Here is a 20457-nt window from a genome sequence, read left to right on the forward strand (position 1 = left end):
TCCCCCCGCCCCCGCGCCGCGCTGGCCCCGGGCGAGCTGAGCGGATTCGTCCGCCGGCGGGACCGCCGGTCCCCGGCACGCCGGGCGGAGGTACGCCCGCTCGGCGGGACCCGGGGACACGACGCCGGCCCGGTGCGCGGGGTGGCACCCGCGCCCGGGCCGGCGTCGTCGTTCGTCCGGCTCGGCGTGGCCTGTCCGGACCGGCTCGGCGCGTGGTGCCTGTCCGCCCGGTTCGGCGTGGCCTGTCCGACCGGCTCAGTCGCGGCCGGCGCCGATGCCGCAGTCCGGCGCGGACCAGCTGGTGGTGTTCGAGGTGTCGTCGCTGTTGTTCTCCCGCCGCGAGTCCACGTGCACGTGGTCGTCGTGGTCCGGGTAACCGGGACCGTAGATCCCGCTGAAGCCCCGGTTGCGGGCGTCGCGGGCGATCTGGCACAGCGAGCTGGTGCGCGACACCACGTCGGCGGCGTTGCCGTAGAGGTGCTGGCTGTCGGACGCCCCGCCGACCTGGTTGTTGCAGGCGCGGCTGCGGAAACCGCTGCTGACGAGGAGGGGCTTGTCGCCGAGGCTGCGCCGCAACGCCTCCAGCTTCCACATCGTGCGCAGCGCGTTCTGCCGGGTCTGCGCGGCGGAGAGCGGACCGCCGCTCCAGCCCCCGCGACCGCAGCCGTCGTCCATCTCGCTGTAGCTGAAGTGCCGTGGCGTGCAGTCGTCGTCCTGGAGGTCGTAGAGCTTGCCGTACGTCTGCGGTCCGGCGATGCCGTCGGCGCGCAGCCCGTACGCGGCCTGGAACCGCTTGACCGCGGCGGCGGTCTTCGGTCCGTAGCGGCCGTCGTTCTCCACGATGTCCCGGTTGCCGGCCCACCCGGCGACCCGGATCTGCAACTGGCGGACGTCGTCGCCGGAGCGCCCCTGGTAGAGGTTGCGCTGCCACGTGTAGCAGCCGTCGGCATGGGCCGCTGGCGCGGCGACCACCGTGGCGACAGCGGCTGCCGGCAACGCCAGGGCGAATGCGACAGCCGCCCGTTTCAGGGTGTTAACGCGCACAGAAGTCCTCCCGATAGGAGTGGGAATGGGGTGGCATCCGGGACATCGGCCTGCCCGTCCCGCATTTCCACCCTGGCAGGCCGACGGATGGTTCGCGGCGATTAACGAGAATTGTCCTCACGATTCGCCGTTCCTGGGTGTTGCCTGGGCATTACGCGAATTGCGAAACGCCCATTGATCGGCAACAGGCCACAGGAAAGCGCGAACCGCACGCAAGGCCGCAGGTCGGCACGCGCCGGGTGATGTTCTCCCGCCGGCCCGACCCGGTAACGTCAGCGCCGGCGGGACCGGGGGAGGGGGCGGCATGGCACGTGGTGGCGTCTTCTGCATCGAGGGCCAGTGGCACCGCGACCTCAACGAGCGCGGCTCCGTCCTGCCCACCCTGGAACTGCTCGAACGGCTCGGGAAGATACGTTTCATCCACAAGGACGCGGCCACCCGCGACGAACTCTTCTACTTCGTCGACCGCTGGCTGCTCAAGCAGTACGCCGACCACCGGGTCGGCTTCTTCGCCATGCACGGCGAGCCGAGTCGGCTCTGCCTCACCGACTGGGAATCGGTGGCGCTCGCCGACGTCGCCGAGCTGATGGCGGGCCGCTGCGAGGGTCGGCGGCTCTATTTCGGCAGCTGTTCGGTGCTGCGCGCCTCCGACGCGGTGCTGCGGGACTTCCTCGACGCCACCGGAGCGGCCCTGATCTGCGGGTACACCCGGGAGGTGGACTGGGTCGAGTCGGCCGCCTTCGAGACCGTCCTGCTCGACGTGCTGGCCAACGGGCAGCGCCACAACGCCGCCGAGCTGCGGATGGGCTCCGCGCACTGGGCGCCCCTCGCCTCGTACCTCGGCTTCCGGGTGATCTACGCCAACGGCCGCGCCTGGCGGCCCTCGGTCCGCCCCCGGGTGCCGGCCCAGCCCGCCGCCAACCGCGCCGCCCCGCGACCCCGCTGAGGCCGCCGCGCGATCCCGGTGTGCGTCGGGCCCGTTCCGTCCGGTGCGGTCGCCGTGCGACGGAAGCCCTGGTAGGAACGAACGATGGCACGCAGCATCGCGACGAACACCCGGATCGACCGGGCCGGGCTGACCGAGTTCCTCCGACCGCGGCACCGGGTGGTGCTCATGACCACCCGCGCCGACGGTCGGCCGCAGTCGTCCCCGGTGTCCGCCGGGGTGGACGGCGAGGGCCGGTTGGTGATCTCCACCTATCCCGAGCGGGCCAAGGTCGCCAACATCCGCCGCGACCCACGGGTGTCGGCGTGCGTGCTCTCCGACGACTGGAACGGCCCGTGGGTGCAGCTCGACGGCACCGCCGAGGTGCTGGACCTGCCGGCGGCGCTGGAGCCGCTCGTGGAGTACTTCCGCTGCATCTCGGGCGAGCACCCGGACTGGGACGAGTACCGGGCGGCGATGGTCCGCCAGGGCAAGTCGCTGATCCGGGTCACCATCGACGCCTGGGGCCCGATCGCCACCGGCGGCTTCCCCGCCCGCCTCGCCGACTGATCCAGCGCCCACGGCACCGCTGCGGCCGCCCCGCGCCACTCAGTACGCGGCGGTGAAGCGGGCGTTCTCGTGGCGCGGCTGTTCGATCTCGTCCACGATCGCCACCGCCAGGTCCTCGTAGCTGAGCACCGAGCGGCCCTCGTGGTCGGTCACCGGCTGGTCGCCGCCGGTGCGGTAGTGCCCGGTGCGCTCGCCCGGATGGAACTCCAGCGGCGGCGGCGAGACGTACGTCCAGGTCACCCCGTCGGCCGAGGAGCGGTAGAAGTCGAGGGCCTCGGCCTGCCCCCGCGCCGCCTCGCGGTACTCCTCGGGGAAGTCCGGCTCGTCGAGGTAGCGGGTGCCCTTCGGGGTGAGCAGGGTCGAGCCGCCGCCCACGTGGATGATCCGGGGCGCGGCCGGCATGCCGCGCAGCGCGCCGACCAGGTTGCGCGCCGCGTCGAGCCAGAGGGCGTGCTCACCGCCGCCGATCGCCACCACCATGGCGTCCGTGTCGGGCGCCAGTTCCCGTACGCTCCGCTCGCTGGTGGCGTCCCCGGTGACCACCGTGACCGCCGGCGGCAGGTACGAGGTGGCCTCCGGCCGGCGCACCGCCGCGGTGACCCGGTGCCCCCGGCCCACCGCCTCGGCGGCGATCCGCGATCCCGCGGTGCCACCCGCGCCGAACACGACGATGTTGCTCATACCGCCTCCCGCCAGGCCCGTCCGGCCCGGCGGACGTGGCTCGTCTCCAGGCTATTGACCGGCGACATCGCGCGCTGGCGGACCGTGGATCCCGCGCGGCGCAACCGCCCCTTGCGTCGTCGCACGCTTCGGGGTGCACTGGTGTCGGACCGTGACGTTGGAGGCGGGGGTGGCGCCATGACGGAGCAACGTGACCCGCCCGAAGCGCCGACCGGGCGTCCCGGTCCGGTGGAGGGGCAGTCGGAGGGGCCGAGGCCGGCCCGGTCCGACCGGGTGCGGGCACTGGTGCGCCGGCTCTCGCCTGCCGGGCCGCCCGCCGGCCGCTGGTTCGCCGGGGTCCTCGCGGCCGTCGTCACGGCGATGCTGACCGCCTGGCTCCTCGCCTGGGGACTCCTTCCCGTCACGCCCCCGCCGCCTCCGCCCGACCCCGACGCGCTGCCGTTCACGGTTGCGGTCCGCGTCGGCCACGACCCGCCGGACGGCTGGGTGGTCGAGGCGCCGTTGGCGCACGTCCCCGCACGACCGGCCTGGTCGGAAGACTGGTCGCGGTGGGCCAGGGATGCCGCCGCAGTGCCGGCCTCCCGGCAGCACGTCTCCTTCACGGTGCAGGGGGTCGACGAGGCCCAGGTGACCCTCACCGACCTGCGGGTGCGGGTGGTGGCGCGGCGTCCCGCCCTGCGGGGCGTGTTCGCCGCCCCGGGCGGAGGCGGCCCGACGGCCTACCGGTGGGTCCACGCGACCCTGGACGAGGATCCTCCCCTGCTCACGGCCGGCCTGTTCGAGGAGGGCGAGGAGTTCGTCCCCGAGCACGAGCGCAGGGAGATCCGCTTCCCGTACCGGGTGTCCCTGTCCGACGCCGAGACGTTCCTCGTCATCGGCTACACGGAGAACTGCGACTGCGACTGGAAGGTCGAGGTGGACTGGGCTGCGCAGGGACGCATCGGCACCGTCACGGTCGACGACGCGGGACGCCCCTTCCGGGTCACCGGCGCGGCCGGGGTGCGCACGGAGTGCTGGACGTCCCCGGACGGGACGGAGGAGTGCCGGCAGCGGTGACCCGGCTCAGTCGACCAGGGCGGAGTAGACGAGCTGCCGCAGCTGTGGCCGGATCGGGTAGGTGCTCGACGGCATGAGCTGGGTGAAGAACAGGGCCGTGACCTCCTCGGCCGGGTCGACCCAGAAGGCCGTGCTCGCCACGCCGCCCCAGTAGTACTCGCCGGGGCTGCTCGGCACCCGGCTCGGCACGGGGTCGTCGACCACGGCGAAGCCGAGCCCGAAGCCGATCCCGTCGAGGGTGGTCTCGGCGAAACCACCGGCGGAGAGGGTCTCCAGGTCCTGCCCGCCGGGCAGGTGGTTGCGGGTCATGAAGCGCACCGTGCGCGGCCCCAGCAGGCGTGCCCCGTCCAGCTCGCCGCCGCGCAGCAGCATCTGGGTGAACCGGTGGTAGTCGGCGGCGCTGGAGATCAGGCCGCCGCCGCCGGAGAGCAGCAGCGGCTTCTCGTACGCCAGGGCGCCCAGCTTGTCGTAGCGGAACGCGCGGCCGGTGCGCGGGTCGGGCGCGTAGAGGGCGGCGAGCCGGTCGGCGGTGTCGCCCTCGGCCCACCAGTGCGTGTCGGTCATGCCCAGCGGGCGGAAGATCCGGTCGGCGAAGAAGGCGTCCAGGCTCTGCCCGGAGACCACCTCCACGAGCCGGCCGAGCACGTCGGTGGCGACCGAGTAGCCCCACGCGGTGCCGGGCTGGAACAGCAGGGGCAGCTCGCCGAACGCCTGGCAGGCCGTCGCCAGGTCGACGTCCGCCGGCGGGTACAGGTCGTAGCCGGCGGCCCGGTAGATGCCGTCGACCACCGAGGTCTGCATGAAGCCGTACGTCAGGCCGGCGGTGTGGGTGAGCAGGTGCCACACCCGGATCGGCTCGGCCGCCGGCACCGTGAAGGGCTTGAGCGCCGAGCCCTTGGAGTAGACCCGCAGGTCGGCGAACTCGGGCAGCCACCGGCTGATCTCGTCGGTCAGCTCGAAGCGGCCCTCCTCCCACAGGATCATCGCGGCGACGGAGGTGACCGGCTTGGTCATCGAGTAGATGCGCCAGAGCGTGTCCGCCTCGACGGGCCTGCCCGCCTCCGCGTCGCGCAGCCCGTACGTCGACGAGTGGGCGATTTCGCCGCGGCGGGTGACCAGCACCTGCCAGCCGGCGAGGCGACCGTCGTCGACGTACCTGCCGAAGTGCTCGTCGATGCGCGCCAACCGCGCCGGGTCGAAGCCGATCTGGTCCGGGTCGATGCTGCGTGCCACACTCACGTCGCCGAAACTACTAGCCGGTACGCCTCGCCGGAAGGGGCAGCCCGCCGTTGTCCCACCACCTCGATAGCCTGGCCCGATGCCCGAGCTGACCGAGGACGAGACCTTCCGCAACGAGGACTGGTACGCCGAGGAGCTGGTGGACCGGCACTTCGTCCGCTGCACGTTCTTCGACGTCGACCTGTCCGAGGCGGTGAGCCGGGGCGCGGTCTTCGACGGCTGCACCTTCGGCAACACGCGCTTCAACTCCTCCCGGCACACCGACTCGGCCTTCACCCGCTGCACCTTCCAGCGGTGCAACCTCTTCGAGGCGGAGTTCACCGGCTGCAAGCTCGTGGGCAGCACCTTCACCCAGTGCGACCTGCGACCGCTGACGGTCGCCGGCGGCGACTGGTCGTTCGTCGCGCTGCCCGGGGCCGACCTGCGCGGGGTCCGCATCACGGACGTGCGGATGCGCGAGGCGGACCTGACCGGGGCCAACCTGACCGGGGCCACGGTGACCGGCGTCGACCTCTCCGCCGCGCAACTGCACCGCTGCCGGCTGACCGGGGCCGACCTGCGCGGCAGCGACCTGACCGCGCTCGACCCGACGGCGGTGGAGCGGGCCGGGGCGATCGTCGACGCCGCGCAGGCCATGGTGATCGCGCAGGCGCTGGGCTTCGAGATCCGCTGAGAGAGCCGACCCCGGGCGTCCCGATCGCCTGCCGGGCCGGCGGCACCGACCCGAGACCACCGTCCTGGTCGATGTCCGCTACCGTCCGGTGACGAACTGGACACGCCCGTCCGTCCGGCGCGACGGACGTGGCGGTGCGGGCGCGGGCCGCCCACAATGGACGTCCGCGTCCGGCCGGGGCCGGTGGGGAGTGGAGGGCCGGTGGCGGAGGAAGACCTCACCCGACAGCACATCCGGCCGTCGGGACACGGCGACCCGGCAGCCCCGCCCGGGACCCGGCAACCGCCCCTTCCGCCGGCCGGGCACACCCGCACCGGCCTGCGGCGGCTGGCCCGGGCCAGGCAGCGCCGCCGGTGGGCCGTCGAGGGGATCGCCGTGGTCGCCTGCCTGGTCGCCCTCGTGTCGTACCTGACCGCCGGCGACCCCGAGCAGGGCGGGGAGACCGCCGGCGACGTACCGGCGGACGCCGGCCGGCCGAGCGGCTTTCCCGGGGTGGAGGGGCGCGACCTCGACGCCGGCCTGGTCTCGCCCGGGCTGCGGCCCCGGCAGCGTCCGCCGAGCCCGTCCCCGACGCCACCCACGCCACCCACGCCGTCGACGTCGGCGCCACCGGTGCGGGCGGTGCTCGCCGCCAGCATGGCCGAGGCGCCGGGCGAGGTCGACCTGACCACGGTGGGCCGCCGCGACTGGCTCCACTGGGGCCTGCGCGGCGCGGAGTCGACGGTCCGCAAGCGCGGCGGCTCCGGCGAGATCCGCGACGAGGGCGGCACCGGCCGGCGGGGCGGTTGGGACGACAACCAGGAGAGCTTCAGCTGGCGCGACGGCAGCCCGGTGGCGTCGGCGAGCGGTTCGCCGCACGGGGTCTACCGGTGCGGCGCCGGCAGCGGCTTCACGCTCGCGGTGGCCGCCGACGGCCAGGCGCGCACCGTCCGGCTGTACGGCGGGGTGTGGATGGCCCGGGGCCGGCTGGACGCCCGCCTCTCCGTCGGTGGTCCGAGCCGGACCCTGCGGATCGAGGACCGGCACACCAGCCGGTCCACCGAGTTCACCATCCGGTTCCAGGCGCCGAAGGGCAGCCGGCTGGTGCTGACCTGGACGGTGGAGCAGGCGTTCAGTGACGACTGCGGCAACGTCGGCGTCCAGGCGGTCGCGCTGGGATGACCCGGGTGCCCGGGCGGCCCCGTTCGCCCGGCGACCGGCCGCTGCCCGGAGTAGCGTGATCGCGACGACCGGGTGCGCGAGGGCGAACGGGAGGGCCGATGGGCGAGCAGGTGCTGGACAGCCCGCAGGGCTGGGTGGCCGACCACATCCGGCGGTACGTCGAGACCGGCGGCGCCGAGGGGCACGAGTGGCAGCCCGGGGTCTTCACGCTGCTGCTGACCACCCGGGGACGGCGCAGCGGGAAGCTGCGCCGCACCGCGCTGATCTACGGCCGCGACGGCGACGCCTACCTGGTCGTCGCCTCGCAGGGCGGCGACCCGAAGCACCCGGCCTGGTACCTCAACCTGCTCGACGAGCCGCTGGTCGAGGTGCAGGTGGGCGCCGAGCGGTTCACCGCGCGGGCGCGTACCGCGACGGCGGGGGAGAAGCCGCGCATGTGGTCCACGATGGCCGCCATCTGGCCGGCGTACGACGAGTACCAGGAGAAGACCGACCGGGAGATCCCCGTCGTCGTGCTCGACCGCGTCTGAGCGGGGCGACCCGCCGTCGTTACCCCATGGGTAATCGACGCCGGGCACGCGCCGGCGGGAGACTCGGCGTACCGCCCCGGTCGTCCGGCCGGGCGGACCGGCTCCCGGGAGGCACCATGCCCGCGTTCGCGCTCGCCCACCTCTACGACACCCCGGCCCACGAGGACATCCTCACCTACATCGAGCGGATCCAGGCCACGCTGGACCCGTTCGGCGGCCGGTTCCGGGTGCACGGCGCCGAGGTGGAGGTCAGGGAGGGCGACTGGCCGGGCACCGTGGTCATCATCGAGTTCCCCGACCTGGACCGGGCCCGGGCCTGGTACGACTCGCCGGCGTACCAGGAGATCCTGCCGCTGCGCACCCGGCACATCCCGGGTGCGGCGCTGATCGTCGACGGCGTCGCCCCCGACTACGACCCCCGCCGGACGGCCGCCCGGCTGCGGGAGCGGGCGGCCGGCTGACCGGCGGCTCCGCCCCGACGGCGGTCCCGCCCGGACCGCCGTCCGGTGCCGGCGGGCGGGTCCGTGTCCACCCTGCGGGACAGTTTGTCCGTCGCGCCGCGTCGCGCCTGTCGTAACTTTCTGCTGTCCATCTCCGACCATCCCTTGTGGAGGCCACACCGATGAGCAGCGTCACCGCCCGCACCGTCCGTCCGACCGCCCCCCGGGGCGCCGGGGAGCCGTCCGGGGAGGTGCTCCGGGATATCCCGCTGCCGCCGTACGTGACCGTCGAGGACGCCCAGTTCGCCGTGCGGGCGGTCGTGGTGCACGCGCCCCGGCACTGGTCCGGCGGGACGGTCTGCCGCAACGACGCCAGCCCGCACCCGTGCCGGCTGCACCGCTGGGGTGCCCGGGTGCTGGCGCAGCGCGGCCTGCGTCCCGCCGAGATCGCCGCGCTGATCGAGCGCGGCGACCCGGCGGCCGAGCTGCCGCACCGCCCCGGCGCCTGAGCGCCGGCGGGGCCCCCGCACCGGGCCCCGCCGGCCGGTCAGCAGGCGTTCGGCTTGACCCAGGCGCACTCCAGGCCCTCCGGGACCCGGGGGGTGTCGGGCGCCGTCGGGGCCGCGGCCCGCGCGCCGGTCACGCCCCTGCCCGTGTACGAGGCCAGGGCGATCGCGATCTGGTCCTCCAGCGTCTTCACGGAGGAGGCCAGGTAGTTGTTGAGCAGGATCGAGAACGCCAGCACCCGCCCGTCGGCGTCGGTGACGTAGCCGGAGAGGCCGGAGACGCCGGTCAGGCTGCCAGTCTTGGCGTGCACGTTGCCCGCCGCCGCCGTGCCCCGCATCCGGCTGCGCAGCGTGCCGCCGACGAACCGGTCCGCCTCGCCGGCGACCGGCAGGGCCGCGTACCAGGTGTCGAACCAGGGCTCGTCGCGCACGGCGGTGAGCAGGTCCACGAACTCGTCGGCGGGGATGAGGTTGCGCCGGGAGAGTCCGGAGCCGTCGCGCTGGCGCAGCGTGCCGGTGTCCATCCCGGCGTCGGCGACGTACTCGCTGATCGCGGTCAGCCCGGCCGACCAGGTGCCGGAGCCGGAGAGCACCCGGCCGATCTCCTTGGTCAGCACCTCGGCGTGCCCGTTGTTGGACAGCTTGAGGAACGGCACCATCAGTTGGGCCAGGGGCATCGAGCGGTGCCGCGCCACCTCGGCCGCGCCCTCCGGGGTGGCCTGGCCGAGCACCGTCTGACCGAGCACCCGTACGCCGTGCCGGCGCAGCGCCGACCGGAAGACGTCGGCGGCGTAGCCGGTGGGCTCCCAGACGCTGACCCAGTCGTTCGCCGGCGCGGCGCCGAGCGCGATCTGCCCGGTCACCACGACCGTGTTGCTGCCGTGCGCGCGCTCGAAGGAGACCGACGTCTCCCCGCCGGCGACCGTCTCGGCCCGGTTGTCGATCTTCAGGTACCGGGTGGCCGGGGTGGTGGTGACGACCGGACGCGCGCCGGCGGTCGCGCCGGGGGCGGCGTGGACGATGACGGTGCCCGCGTCGTAGTCGGTGTCCGGCGCCACGGTCAGGGCGGAGACCTGCGCGGCGTAGTAGTACGGCTCGTCGTCCCAGGTCCAGTCGGGGCCGAGGCGGGTGCTGTCGTAGCGGGTGTCGTCGGCCACCAGGTTGCCGGTGACCACCCGGACGCCTGCGGCGGCGACCCGCGCGGCCAGCGCGTCGTAGTCGGCGGCGAGCATGGTCGGGTCGCCGCCGCCGCGCAGGTAGAGGTTGCCGGAGACCAGGCCCGCCCGGCGGGCGCCGCTGGTCCGCACCTCGGTGCTGAAGTGGTGGCCCGGCCCGAGCAGTTCCAGCGCTGCCGCCGAGGTCAGCAGCTTGGTGTTGGAGGCGGGCACCAGGCGGCGGTCGCCGTTGCGGTGGTAGACCGTCTCTCCGGTGGTCGCGTCCTTGACCACCACCGAGGCCTGCGCCCCGGCCAGCCGGCTGTCGGCGAGGATCGCGTCGATGGTGGCGTTCAGCCGGGTCGCCGCGGGGGTCGGGGACTCGGCGGTGGCGGTGGGCGCGCCCGCCGTGGCTGCGGCGGCGACGAGTGCCACCAGCGCGAGCGTCCGGGGGAAGAGACGACGATGCATGGGGTGATGCTGCCATGCAGGTATCTGCCAGAAAAGAGCGTCGATGGAAAGAAATTTCCGTGGGCCCGGCGGGCTGTGACCGGCGAGACGCTCCCGGCGGGCAGCGGGGCCGGCCCGCCCGTGTTGTACCCGGCATGGACGAGCGCTCCGTCGACGTGCTGGTGATCGGGGCCGGGCAGGCCGGCCTCTCCGCCGGCCACCACCTGGCCCGCGCCGGGTTCGCCCCCGGGGACGGCTTCGTGATCCTCGACGGGGGCGACGGGCCGGGCGGGGCGTGGCGGCACCGCTGGCCCACGCTGCGGCTCGACCGGGTGCACGGCTTCCACGACCTGCCCGGCCTGCCCTTCCCGGTGGCGGGACCCGACCGGCCGGCGGCCGAGGTGGTCAGCGCCTACTTCGCCGCGTACGAGCGCGAGTTCGACCTGCCGGTGCGGCGGCCCGTGCGGGTCCGGGAGGTGCGCGACCGGGCCGACGGCCGGCTCGCCGTGCACACCGACCACGGCTCCTGGACCACCCGTGCCCTGGTCAACGCCACCGGCACCTGGACCCGACCGTTCTGGCCGCACTACCCCGGCCGGTCGACCTTCCGGGGCCGGCAGTTGCACACGGCCGACTACCGGGGACCGGCGGAGTTCGCCGGCCGGCGGGTCGTGGTGGTGGGCGGCGGGACGTCGGCCGTGCAGTTGCTCGCCGAGGTCTCCACCGTGGCCGCCGGCACCACCTGGGTGACCCGGCGCCCGCCCGACTTCCGCGACGAGGAGTTCACCCCCGAGCGGGGGCGTGCGGCGGTGGCCCTGGTCGACGCGGCGGTACGCGCGGGCCGCCCGCCGGACAGCGTGGTCGGCGTGACCGGGCTGCCGCTCACGCCGGAACTGCGCCGGCTGCGCGAGCGCGGCGTGCTCGACCGGTTACCCGTCTTCGACCGGATCACGCCGGACGGGGTGGCCTGGGACGACGGACGGTTCGTGCCCGCCGACGTGATCCTGTGGTGCACCGGTTTCCGGGCTGCGCTGGACCATCTCGCGCCGCTGCGCCTGCGCGCGCCGGGCGGCGGTATCACGATGGACGGCACCCGGGTGGTCGCCGACGAGCGGATTCACCTGATCGGGTACGGCCCCTCCGCGAGCACGATCGGCGCCAACCGGGCGGGCCGCGCGGCGGTACGCGAGATCCGGGCCCGGTTCGCCCCGGCCCGTGCCGTGCACTGACCCCGCTCTATTTGACGGATGCCCCGGCAGGGGGCACCGTAGGCCGTGGAGGGGCCCTGAGCTGCCCCGAAGCGCGACGGCGATGTGCGTGTCGCCCTTCCATCGCCTCCCACGTGTGCTCGCCCGCGGGCCGAGTCCCGGTCCCGCACCGCGAATCCGAGAATCCACGAGGAGTTCCGCCATGCTCACCATGACCGACAACGCCGTGCTGGTCATCCGAGACCTCGCCAACCAGCAGGACGTCGCCGAGGACGGCGGAGTGCGGATCGCCGCCGACACCGACGCGGGTTCGCTCACCGTCGAACTGGTCGCCGAACCGATCGAGGGCGACCACGTGGTCGACAATCAGGGCGCCCGCATCTTCCTGGACTCCGACGCCGCCGAGCTGCTCGGCGACGCGTCGGTGGACGCGAGCGTCGACGACGAGGGCATCGTGCAGTTCGGGTTCACCGAGAAGCAGTGACGGCCGGGCGCCGCCTCCGCACCGGTGCCCGGCGGGGAGGCGCTCAGCCGGCCCGGCGGGTCTCCCCGTTGCGGTGCGGCCGGGCGGGACGGCCCCGCTCCGGCGGCGCCTGATCGGATCGCCACGGCCGGGACTCCCGCCCCCGCTGCGGCAGCGCGGCCAGCACGTGCGCCAGGTGGTGCGAGGTGCTCCACGCCGCCCAGTTGCTGGCAGACCCGGCACCGGCGCCCCGGCGGGCCCGCCGCAGGATCTCGTGGTCACCCCAGGAGAAGGCCGCGCCCGTGGCCGGCCAGTGCGGCGCCGAGACCACGGTGCGGCACAGGTCCGCGAAGCGGTCGTCGCCGCGTCCGCCCCGCCGCGACCAGCGGTACACCCACCAGGCGCCGTCGGTGGTGTAGCGGACGGTGGGCAGCCGGTCTCCCGCCTGGTCGGCGCCGGGCACCGCGGAGCCGACGCCGTAGTCGCCGTACCCGACGCCGAGGTCGGCCAGCCGCTGCCAGAGCTGCCAGTCCCAGCGGTCGACGCGTACCGGTTCGTCGGTGGGCAGGGCGGACACCGCCGGGGGCATCCCGCCCGCCGCCACGCTCACGGAGGACCAGGCGTGCCGGCGGGCCCACTCCGACAACCGGCGGACCCGGGGCTCGGCCACCCGTACGTCGGCCCGGCAGCACACGTCGCCCGCGTCGAGGAGCAGGTCGCACTGCTCGGGCACCAGGCCGGTGAGCCGCCAGACCCGTTCCGCCGCCGCCGTGGCCGCGTCCGGGCCGGCGCGATCGTGCCCGACCCGCAGCCGGACGACCGCCCGCTGGGCGTGGGCCCGGGCCGCGGCACCGTGCGCCACCAGGCGCCGGTCACTGTCCGCGAGCCCGATCACCGGCACCAGCGGTACGCCCCAGCGGACCAGTTCGGCCTCCGGGACGTCGGGCAGGCCGGTGACGTCGACCGCCGTGAGCAGCCCGTCGGGCAGCCGACGGAGCACGTCAAGCGTGAACTGGTCGAGGACGGACACCTGGAGGACCGGGGCGAGCAGGGGGGCGACGACGTCGTCGAGATGACCGAGCGCCTCCAGCTCACCCCGCCGATTGGCGAGGATGGGGCGGTAGACCGGTTCCGCCGCCCGGCCCTCGTGGGCGGGCACCATACCCCAATGTAGCCAGACATCGGTGTCGGTCACAGGGCCGACCGGCCCGTCCCGCCCGCCGGGGCGGGCGGCATCCGGCGGCGACAGCTCGCCCGGAGGGCGTCGGGTCGCCGGCGCCGTTTCCTGGGCCGGGCCCGCCCGCCGCACCCACGCGCCGCGCAGCCCGCAACGACGACACCGCCGCCGCAGCCCGCAACGACGACACCGCCGCCCCGCAGTGCGGGACGGCGGCGCTACCGGCCACGGGTCAGTCGTCGTCGCCGTCGTCGTCGTCCGAGTCGTCATCGTCGTCGTCCCGGTCGTCGTCGTCATCGTCGTCGTCGACCGGCTCCTGCTCGGCCTTGACCACCGTGCCGTCGCCCCGGTCGACGTCGATCTCGTGCTCGGTCTGCCCGGCCACGATCTCGACGCTCCACACGGCCCGGCCGTCCTCGTCCTCGCGCTCGACCTCGACGATCTTGCCGCCGCCCGCCCGGGCCAGCGCGATCTCGCCGGCCCGCTGCTCGCTCACCGCGTCGCCGCCGGTGGCCGGCGCAGCACTGCCCGACGGGGAGCTGGGCGCCGCCGGGGTGCCGCTGGCGGTCGGGGCGCCGCTCGTCGCCGGGGCGCTGCTCCCGGTGCCGCTCGGGGTGCCCGGCGTGGCCGGGGTCGTCGGGGTCGTCGGGGCGGTGGTGGCGGCGGCCAGGGTGGTCGCCCGGGCCGCGCCGTTGTCGGCCGCCGCGACGCCGAAGGTCGCACCGGTCACGACGAGCACGGCCGCGCCTCCGAGCGACGCCAGCATCAGGGACTTGCGCTTCATCTCGTTCACCCTTCCTCGGTTGCTGGTTCCCAGGATCGCGCCCGTCCGGATAGCGCCACGCTGCCCGAACGCTAAGGCCGGGTTAAGCCTGTCCGGGCCCGGACCGGAGGACGGGTCAGGACGGGGGCGGGCCCAGTTCGAGGCGCACCTCGGCGCCCCCGGAGGGCGCGGCGTGCAGGGTGAGGCGGCCACCGCTGGACTGGGCGGCGCGGCGGGCGATGTCCAGGCCCAGGCCGGTCGAGCCGGCCGTGCTCGCGCCCCGGCCGATCGTGCCGGGCGGCATCCCCGGGCCCTCGTCCGCCACGACCAGCGCCGCCCGGCCCGCCTCCTCCGCCGTCAGCCGGACGGTGAACGCGGTGCCGTCCGGGGTGTGCGCGAAGACGTTGCCGAGCAGGGCGTCCACCGCCGCCGCCAGTTCGTCGGCGGGTACGCCCACCGGCAGCGGCCCAGGCGCCAGGTCGAGCGTCACGGCCCGCCCGGTGTCCTCGGCCAGCACCGACCAGAACGCCACCCGCTCGGCCACCACGGCCGCCGCGTCGGCGCTGGCCGCTCCGGCCGTCGGCACGCGCCACCGGGCCTGTCGGATCAGGCCCGTGACCGCCCGCTCCAGCCCGTCCACGGCCGCGGTCACCCGGGCGGCGTCCTCCGGGTCGCGCAGCGACTCGGCCTCCAGGCGGAGCGCTGTCAGCGGGGTGCGCAGGCGGTGCGAGAGGTCCGCGACCTCCTCCCGCTCCTGCACCAGCAGCACCTGGATCCGGCCGGCGAGGTGGTTGAGGGCGCCGGCGACCTCGCGCAGCTCCCGCGGCCCGGCGGGCGTGACGCGCGCGGCCAGTTCCGCGTTCGCCAGCCGGTGCGACACCGCCGAGAGCTCACCGATCGGCCGGACCAGGGTGCGGGCCAGCCGGTCGGCGACGGCCAGCCCGATCAGCACCAGCAGCACGCCGAGCAGGGCCAGGACCAGCCAGGACCGGGTCACCCCGGCGGTCAGCTCGGCGGGCGGTACCACCGTGCGGATCACGCCGGTGCCGTCCGGGCGGCCCTGCACGGCGATCACCACCTCGCGCCCCCGCCCGGACTCGGCGGTGAGGCTCTGCCCCCGCTCCGCCAGCGCCACTGCGGCCGTACGGGGGGCCGGGGCGCCGAGCACGGTGCCGTCTGGCAGGAACACCGTGACCGGCCGCGCGGACTCCGTGGCCAGTTGGTCGACGGTCAGCCGGATCGTCGCGGTGTCGGCGGTACCGACGACGGTGACGAGGCTCTGCGCGTCGGCCGTGGCCCGCACGGTGGCCCGGTCCGCCGCGACCGTACGCACCAGCAGCGCCAGCGGCACCAGGAAGGCGACCAGGGTGAGCACGCTGACCGCGGCGACCAGCAGCGCCAGCCGGGCCCTCATCCGGCGCTCCCCGGCGCTTCGAGCCGGACCCCGACGCCCCGGACGGTGTGCAGGTAGCGGGGCGCCTGCGCGCTCTCCCCGAGCTTGCGCCGCAGCCAGGACAGGTGCACGTCCACGGTCTTGTCGGCGCCGCCGTACGGGACCCGCCACACCTCGGCGAGCAGCTCCCGCTTGGTGACCACCTGGCCGGGCCGGCCCGCGAGGTGGTGCAGCAGGTCGAACTCGCGCGGGGTCAGCTCGACGGGCGCACCGTCCAGGGTGACCTGCCGCGACCGCGGGTCGACCCGCAGCCCGCCCACCACCAGCGCCGGGTCCTCCTCCGGGGCGGACCCGCTCCCGCGCCGGAGCACCGCCCGGATCCGCGCGTCGAGCTGCGCGGCCGTGAACGGCTTCACCACGTAGTCGTCCGCCCCGGCGTCGAGCACCCCGACGATCTCGGTCTCGTCGTCGCGGGCGGTCGCGACGATCACGGGCACGGCGCTGACCGCGCGGAGCATCCGCAGCAGCTCCCGGCCGTCCAGATCGGGCAGTCCCAGGTCGAGCACCACCAGGTCGGGCCGGTCGTCCAGCGCGTCGCGCAGGCCGGTCATCGCCGTCGAGGCGGCGGCCACCGCGTGCCCCCGCTCGCGCAGTGCCCGCAGCAGCGGCGTTCGGATCGTCAGGTCGTCCTCGATGAGCAGCAGGCGGGCCACAGGTGGCAGGCTAGCCGCCACGCGGCGCGCCGGCCCGGACGTTAACCCTCCCTTAGCCTCGTCCGGTGCCCGTCCCAACCTCGGATCGGTCAGACTCGGGGCATGCGCCGCCGTTCGTTCCTCGCCGTCGCCGGGTGGCTGGCCACCGCCGCCCTCGCCACCCTGATCGGGGTGGCCGCGATCCGGTGGGTGGGGGAGAGCATCGCCGGCACCCCGGGCGGGGTGCTCAGCCAGGAGGAGATCGAGCGGGCCCTGGCCTCGCCCGGGCCCACCGTCCCCGGGGCCGGCGGCCCGTCGTTTCCGACGGCGGGCGGGACCGGCGGGCCGCCGTCGCCGGGAGCGACGGGCTCGACTCCGGCGGGAGCACGTCGGGCCTTCGCCACGACGGGTGGCAGCGCGGTGGTCGAGTGCGGGCCGGGCGGGGTACGGCTGGTCTCCTGGACGCCCGCGCCGGGCTACCGGGTCTCGGACGCGGAACCGGGGCCGGACGACGACGTGGAGGTCGCCTTCGCCGGCCCGTCCGGGGAGTTCGAGCTGAAGCTGCGCTGCGTGGGCCTGGAGCCGGTGTCGGTCGAGGACGACGACTGAGCCGGACACGAGCGCGCGGCGCCGTTCGGATCCCGGGGATCGGAACGTCGCCGCGCTCTGGCCGTCTCCCACCACCGCAGCCGTACGGCGGTACGCCGGCGGGGACCTGGCTCGACCGGCCACCGTGCGCCGGCTACTCCCTCGATCCCCGTCCATCAGGGATCGAAACCCCCGAGGAGTGGCGAATTCCACCATCTGCGAGTCCCGGCGTGGCGTCGGGCCGCAGCGGGTATGTGCGTCGGCATGGAGCATTTCACTATCGCGACCGTCGCCGAGAAGAGCCCGGACTTCCGGCGGGTGCTGTGGACCGGTGAGCACACCCAGCTGGTGATCATGACGATTCCGCCGGGTGGTGAGATCGGCGAGGAGGTCCACGAGGACATCGACCAGATCCTGACCTTCGTCAGCGGTACGGGCGAGGCGCAGGTGGCGGGGGAGAAGCGCGAGGTCGTGCAGGGCGACCTGGTGGTGGTGCCGGCCGGCACGAAGCACAACTTCGTCAACACCGGCCCCAACCCGCTGGTGCTCTACACGGTCTACGGCCCGCCCGAGCACGCCGACCAGGCGGTGCACCGGACCAAGGAGGAGGCCGACGCCGCCGAGGCCGCCGGCGAGGACGAGCCGCCCACCTCCTGACCGTCGGTGCCGCCTGAGGCGGCCGGAACGGGGTACCCGCAGCGGGTGGACCAACTGGCGATCTCCGACTACGGGTTCCTCTCCGACTGCCGTTCGGGTGCCCTGGTCGGTCGGGACGGCTCGATCGACTGGTGGTGTCCGGACCGGTTCGACTCCCCGTCGGTCTTCGGCCGCCTGCTCGACACGGAGGCCGGGCACTTCCGGCTGGCGCCCACCGCCGCCGGGCTTCCCGGGCACCGGGTGGAGCGGGCGTACGTGGCCGACACGCTGGTGCTGCGCACCGTGCACCACACGCCGGAGGGGAGCGTCGCGGTCACCGACGCGCTCGCCGCCGAGCTCGGCGCCCGTGGCCACCAACTGGGGATGAACTCCCCGGCGGTGCTGCTACGGGTCGTGGAGGGACTGGCCGGGCGGGTGCGGATGTCGCTCGACTTCCGCCCCCGCCCGGAGTACGGCCTGCTCACCCCGTACCTGCACGGGCAGCCCGACGGCGGGGTGCTGGCCGCGGCCGGTCCGGTGGTGCTGGCCCTGCACACCGGCGGGGTGCCGCCGCACGTCGACCGGGACCGGGTCCGGCAGGAGTTCGAGGTCTCCGCCGGGCAGGTGGTCGGCTTCGACGTGGCGTACGGGCAGGCGTACGGGACGGTGCCGGTCCGGCTGGAGCCGGTGGCCGCGCTCGCCGAGACGGTGCAGGCCTGGCAGGCCTACCGCGAGTCGCACCACTACGACGGCCGCTACCGGGAGCAGGTCCGGCACAGCGCGACCGTGCTCACCGGCCTCACGTACGCCCGCAGCGGCGCGGTGGCCGCGGCCCTGACCACGTCGCTGCCGGAGCGGATCGGCGGCGGCCGCAACTACGACTACCGCTACTCGTGGCTGCGCGACTTCGCCATGACGCTGCGCGCCCTCTGGGTGGCCGCCTGCCCGTCCGAGGCGTCCCGGCTCTTCGCCTGGGCGGCCCGCTCGATCGGCCGGGTCGGCCCCGACCCCGTGCCCGTGCTCTTCGGCCTGGAGGGGGAGCGGGACGTCTCCGAGCACGAGTGCGCCCACCTGCGCGGCTACGGCGGCAGCCTGCCGGTGCGGGTCGGCAACGACGCCTGGCGGCAGCGCCAGCTCGACGTGCCGGGCGAGGTGCTCTCGGCGGTCTGGCGGCTGCGCGACCACCTGGGGGAGACGCTCGACACCGAGCTGCGCGAGATGGTGCTCGGCCTGGCCGAGCAGGTCGCCGCCACCTGGCACCTGCCCGACCGGGGCATCTGGGAGACCCGGGACACCGACCGGCACTACCTCACGTCGAAGGTGCTCTGCTGGGTGGCGCTGGACCGGGCGGTGCGGCTCGCGCCCCGGCTCGGCGACCGGGCCGACGCCCGGCGGTGGGCGAGGATCCGCGACGAGATCCGGACCGCCGTGCTGCGCGACGGCTGGCACGAGCGGACCGGCGCGTACGGCGGTGCGTTCGGCTCGCCGGAGCTGGACGCCTCGGTGCTGCTGCTGCCGCTGGTGGGGTTCCTGCCGGCGACCGACCCGCGGATGCGCGCGACCATCGAGGCGGTCGAGCGCGGGCTGGGCGCCGGGGAGGGACTCGTCCGCCGCTGGGACACCGACCCGGCGGGCTTCCTGCCCTGCTCGTTCTGGTTGGTGGAGTGCCTGGTCCTGGCCGGTGAGCAGGGCCGGGCCGAGGCGCTCTTCGAGCGGCTGCTCGGGCACGCCAACGACATCGGCCTGTTCAGCGAGCAGATCGACCCGCGTACCGGCGCGCAGGTCGGCAACACGCCGCAGGCGCTGTCGCACATCGGCCTGGTCAGCGCCGCCTGGCGGCTGACCGACTCCACCACGGACTGACCGCGGGCTCAGGAAGGGCCCCCACCGGAAGAGGTCCCTTCCTGACACGTCACGCCGGCAGCACCGGCACGTCGGTGACGTCCACCGTCTCCGGGTACTTCACGCCGGCCCCGGTGTTGAGCACCACCACGCGTTCGCCGGCCCGGATCCAGCCGCCGGCGCGCAGGTGCCGGGCGGCGGTCAGGCAGGCGGCCCCCTCCGGGCAGAGCAGCAGCCCTTCGCGGGCGGCGAAGTCCCGCAGGTCGGCCAGGATCTCGGCGTCGTCCACGGCGATCGCGGTGCCGGCGCTGGCGCGCAGCGCGTCGAGGATCAGCTCGTCGCCGAGCGGGGCGGGCACGGTGATGCCGAACGCCACGGTGTGCGCGTCGGCCCAGGGGCGCGCCCGCTGCTCACCGGCGGCGAAGGCGCGGACGATCGGCGCGCAGCCCGTCGACTGCACCGCGACCAGGCGGGGCAGCTTGTCCTCGATCCAGCCCAGCTCGCGCAGCTCGTGCAGCGCCTTGTGGATGCCGATCAGGCCGACCCCGCCGCCGGTGGGATAGATGATCACGTCCGGCACCTGCCAGCCGAGCTGCTCGACGATCTCGTACCCCATCGTCTTCTTGCCTTCGAGCCGGTACGGCTCCCGCAGCGTGCCGGCGTCGAAGATCGCGCCGCCGGAGCCGGCGACCAGCCCCGCGACGTGCCGCCCGGCGTCGCCGATCAGCCCGTCGACCAGGCGTAGGTCGGCCCCGGCGGCCACGCACTCGCGCCGGCAGATGGCCGGCGCGTCCAGCGGCATGACGATGGTCGCGCCCAGCCCGGCCCGCGCGGCGTAGGTGGCCCAGGCCGCGCCCGCGTTGCCGTTGGTGGGCATGGCGATGCGCGTCACGCCCAGCTCGCGCGCCCGGCTGACGCCCACCGCCGCGCCGCGCGCCTTGAACGAGCCGGTGGGGGTCAACCCCTCGTCCTTGACCAGCAGGTCCGCGATGCCGATCTCCGCGCCGTAGGTCGGGGTGCGCAGCAGCGGCGTCCAGCCCTCGCCCAGCGTGGTCTCGTGCCGGGGGTCGGCCACCGGCAGCAGTTCGCGGTAGCGCCACAGGTCGGCCGGGCGCAGCGGGAACCGTTCCGGGGTGAGCACCTTCGCCACCGCCGCCAGGTCGTAGCGGGCCAGCAGCGGGGACCCGCAGTCGCAGAGGTTGGTCAGCTTGGCGGCGTCGTGCTCCCGCCCGCAGCGCGGGCACTCCAGGTGCGTCAGGTACACGA

General features: G+C 75.0%; 22 protein-coding genes. 13 read left to right on the forward strand and 9 right to left on the reverse strand.

Annotated elements, in window-relative coordinates:
* Positions 1–255 precede the first annotated feature (255 nt).
* Positions 256–1044 carry a D-Ala-D-Ala carboxypeptidase family metallohydrolase gene (locus F6X68_RS07670; protein WP_151453595.1) on the reverse strand — a complete coding sequence of 263 codons (789 nt, stop codon included), beginning with the start codon at positions 1042–1044 and terminating at the stop codon, positions 256–258.
* A gap of 304 nt (positions 1045–1348) precedes the next feature.
* Between F6X68_RS07670 and F6X68_RS07675 the strand changes: the two genes are divergently transcribed.
* Together F6X68_RS07675 and F6X68_RS07680 are read left to right on the forward strand one after the other, a co-directional pair.
* Positions 1349–1990 carry a DUF6642 family protein gene (locus tag F6X68_RS07675; RefSeq protein ID WP_151453596.1) on the forward strand — a complete coding sequence of 214 codons (642 nt, stop codon included), beginning with the start codon at positions 1349–1351 and terminating at the stop codon, positions 1988–1990.
* 84 nt (positions 1991–2074) lie between these two features.
* Positions 2075–2539 carry a PPOX class F420-dependent oxidoreductase gene (locus tag F6X68_RS07680; protein WP_151453597.1) on the forward strand — a complete coding sequence of 155 codons (465 nt, stop codon included), beginning with the start codon at positions 2075–2077 and terminating at the stop codon, positions 2537–2539.
* Positions 2540–2578: 39 nt separating this feature from the next.
* Here F6X68_RS07680 and F6X68_RS07685 read toward each other — a convergent pair whose 3' ends face one another.
* Entirely contained in the window at positions 2579–3220 is a 642-nt protein-coding gene (locus F6X68_RS07685; protein WP_132233794.1) for an NAD(P)-dependent oxidoreductase, read from the reverse strand.
* A gap of 177 nt (positions 3221–3397) precedes the next feature.
* Here F6X68_RS07685 and F6X68_RS07690 point away from each other — a divergent pair, with 177 nt between their 5' ends.
* A complete protein-coding gene (locus F6X68_RS07690) occupies positions 3398–4276 on the forward strand; it encodes a hypothetical protein (protein ID WP_151453598.1) in 879 nt (292 codons plus the stop codon).
* A 6-nt stretch (positions 4277–4282) separates the two neighbouring features.
* On the opposite strand, the gene F6X68_RS07695 is transcribed toward F6X68_RS07690, so the two are convergent.
* Positions 4283–5515, reverse strand: coding sequence for a serine hydrolase (locus F6X68_RS07695; RefSeq protein WP_151453599.1), 1233 nt, complete (start codon positions 5513–5515; stop codon positions 4283–4285).
* Between the two features lie 79 nt (positions 5516–5594).
* On the opposite strand from F6X68_RS07695, the gene F6X68_RS07700 reads away from it, so the two are divergent.
* From F6X68_RS07700 to F6X68_RS07720, 5 genes are all read left to right on the forward strand, one after another.
* On the forward strand, positions 5595–6188 hold the full coding sequence (locus F6X68_RS07700) for a pentapeptide repeat-containing protein (protein ID WP_151453600.1): 594 nt from the start codon (positions 5595–5597) through the stop codon (positions 6186–6188).
* A 201-nt stretch (positions 6189–6389) separates the two neighbouring features.
* Positions 6390–7349 (forward strand): hypothetical protein, encoded by a 960-nt coding sequence (locus F6X68_RS07705; RefSeq protein WP_225852051.1) that lies wholly within the window; start codon positions 6390–6392, stop codon positions 7347–7349.
* A gap of 98 nt (positions 7350–7447) precedes the next feature.
* Complete coding sequence (locus F6X68_RS07710) at positions 7448–7879, forward strand: nitroreductase family deazaflavin-dependent oxidoreductase (RefSeq protein ID WP_132233802.1); 432 nt, start codon at positions 7448–7450, stop codon at positions 7877–7879.
* Between the two features lie 116 nt (positions 7880–7995).
* Complete coding sequence (locus F6X68_RS07715) at positions 7996–8340, forward strand: DUF1330 domain-containing protein (protein ID WP_151453601.1); 345 nt, start codon at positions 7996–7998, stop codon at positions 8338–8340.
* Between the two features lie 161 nt (positions 8341–8501).
* The gene (locus F6X68_RS07720) at positions 8502–8828 is read left to right on the forward strand and encodes a hypothetical protein (protein WP_192581317.1); all 327 of its coding nucleotides are present in this window, start codon (positions 8502–8504) and stop codon (positions 8826–8828) included.
* Between the two features lie 38 nt (positions 8829–8866).
* Here the strand turns inward: F6X68_RS07720 and dacB are convergent, their stop codons facing one another.
* Positions 8867–10450, reverse strand: coding sequence for a D-alanyl-D-alanine carboxypeptidase/D-alanyl-D-alanine-endopeptidase (gene dacB, locus F6X68_RS07725; protein ID WP_151453602.1), 1584 nt, complete (start codon positions 10448–10450; stop codon positions 8867–8869).
* A 134-nt stretch (positions 10451–10584) separates the two neighbouring features.
* On the opposite strand from dacB, the gene F6X68_RS07730 reads away from it, so the two are divergent.
* Together F6X68_RS07730 and F6X68_RS07735 are read left to right on the forward strand one after the other, a co-directional pair.
* Entirely contained in the window at positions 10585–11658 is a 1074-nt protein-coding gene (locus tag F6X68_RS07730; RefSeq protein WP_151453603.1) for an NAD(P)-binding domain-containing protein, read from the forward strand.
* Positions 11659–11839: 181 nt separating this feature from the next.
* Positions 11840–12121: an adhesin gene (locus F6X68_RS07735; protein WP_132233810.1), complete on the forward strand. Its 282-nt coding sequence runs from the start codon at positions 11840–11842 to the stop codon at positions 12119–12121.
* A gap of 43 nt (positions 12122–12164) precedes the next feature.
* Here the strand turns inward: F6X68_RS07735 and F6X68_RS07740 are convergent, their stop codons facing one another.
* The 4 genes from F6X68_RS07740 to F6X68_RS07755 all read right to left on the reverse strand — a co-directional run bounded on the left by F6X68_RS07740 (position 12165) and on the right by F6X68_RS07755 (position 16146).
* Positions 12165–13262, reverse strand: a complete 1098-nt coding sequence (locus tag F6X68_RS07740; RefSeq protein WP_192581318.1) for a hypothetical protein — start codon at positions 13260–13262, stop codon at positions 12165–12167.
* 247 nt (positions 13263–13509) lie between these two features.
* Positions 13510–14061: a PepSY domain-containing protein gene (locus F6X68_RS07745; protein ID WP_151453604.1), complete on the reverse strand. Its 552-nt coding sequence runs from the start codon at positions 14059–14061 to the stop codon at positions 13510–13512.
* A gap of 115 nt (positions 14062–14176) precedes the next feature.
* Positions 14177–15454 carry a HAMP domain-containing sensor histidine kinase gene (locus tag F6X68_RS07750; RefSeq protein ID WP_151453605.1) on the reverse strand — a complete coding sequence of 426 codons (1278 nt, stop codon included), beginning with the start codon at positions 15452–15454 and terminating at the stop codon, positions 14177–14179.
* Positions 15451–16146, reverse strand: a complete 696-nt coding sequence (locus tag F6X68_RS07755) for a response regulator transcription factor (RefSeq protein WP_151453606.1) — start codon at positions 16144–16146, stop codon at positions 15451–15453. The genes F6X68_RS07750 and F6X68_RS07755 overlap by 4 nt, the downstream gene beginning before the upstream one ends.
* 102 nt (positions 16147–16248) lie before the next feature.
* Here F6X68_RS07755 and F6X68_RS07760 point away from each other — a divergent pair, with 102 nt between their 5' ends.
* The 3 genes from F6X68_RS07760 to F6X68_RS07770 all read left to right on the forward strand — a co-directional run bounded on the left by F6X68_RS07760 (position 16249) and on the right by F6X68_RS07770 (position 19212).
* The gene (locus F6X68_RS07760; RefSeq protein ID WP_151453607.1) at positions 16249–16734 is read left to right on the forward strand and encodes a septum formation initiator; all 486 of its coding nucleotides are present in this window, start codon (positions 16249–16251) and stop codon (positions 16732–16734) included.
* Between the two features lie 243 nt (positions 16735–16977).
* The gene (locus F6X68_RS07765; protein WP_121399025.1) at positions 16978–17370 is read left to right on the forward strand and encodes a cupin domain-containing protein; all 393 of its coding nucleotides are present in this window, start codon (positions 16978–16980) and stop codon (positions 17368–17370) included.
* Positions 17371–17415: 45 nt separating this feature from the next.
* Positions 17416–19212, forward strand: a complete 1797-nt coding sequence (locus F6X68_RS07770) for a glycoside hydrolase family 15 protein (RefSeq protein WP_151453608.1) — start codon at positions 17416–17418, stop codon at positions 19210–19212.
* 49 nt (positions 19213–19261) lie between these two features.
* On the opposite strand, the gene F6X68_RS07775 is transcribed toward F6X68_RS07770, so the two are convergent.
* Positions 19262–20455, reverse strand: coding sequence for a threonine synthase (locus F6X68_RS07775; RefSeq protein WP_151453609.1), 1194 nt, complete (start codon positions 20453–20455; stop codon positions 19262–19264).
* Between the last annotated feature and the right edge of the window lie 2 nt (positions 20456–20457).

Origin of the sequence: Micromonospora sp. AMSO12t (assembly GCF_008806585.1) — a bacterium.
Classification (GTDB): Bacteria; Actinomycetota; Actinomycetes; order Mycobacteriales; family Micromonosporaceae; genus Micromonospora; species Micromonospora reichwaldensis.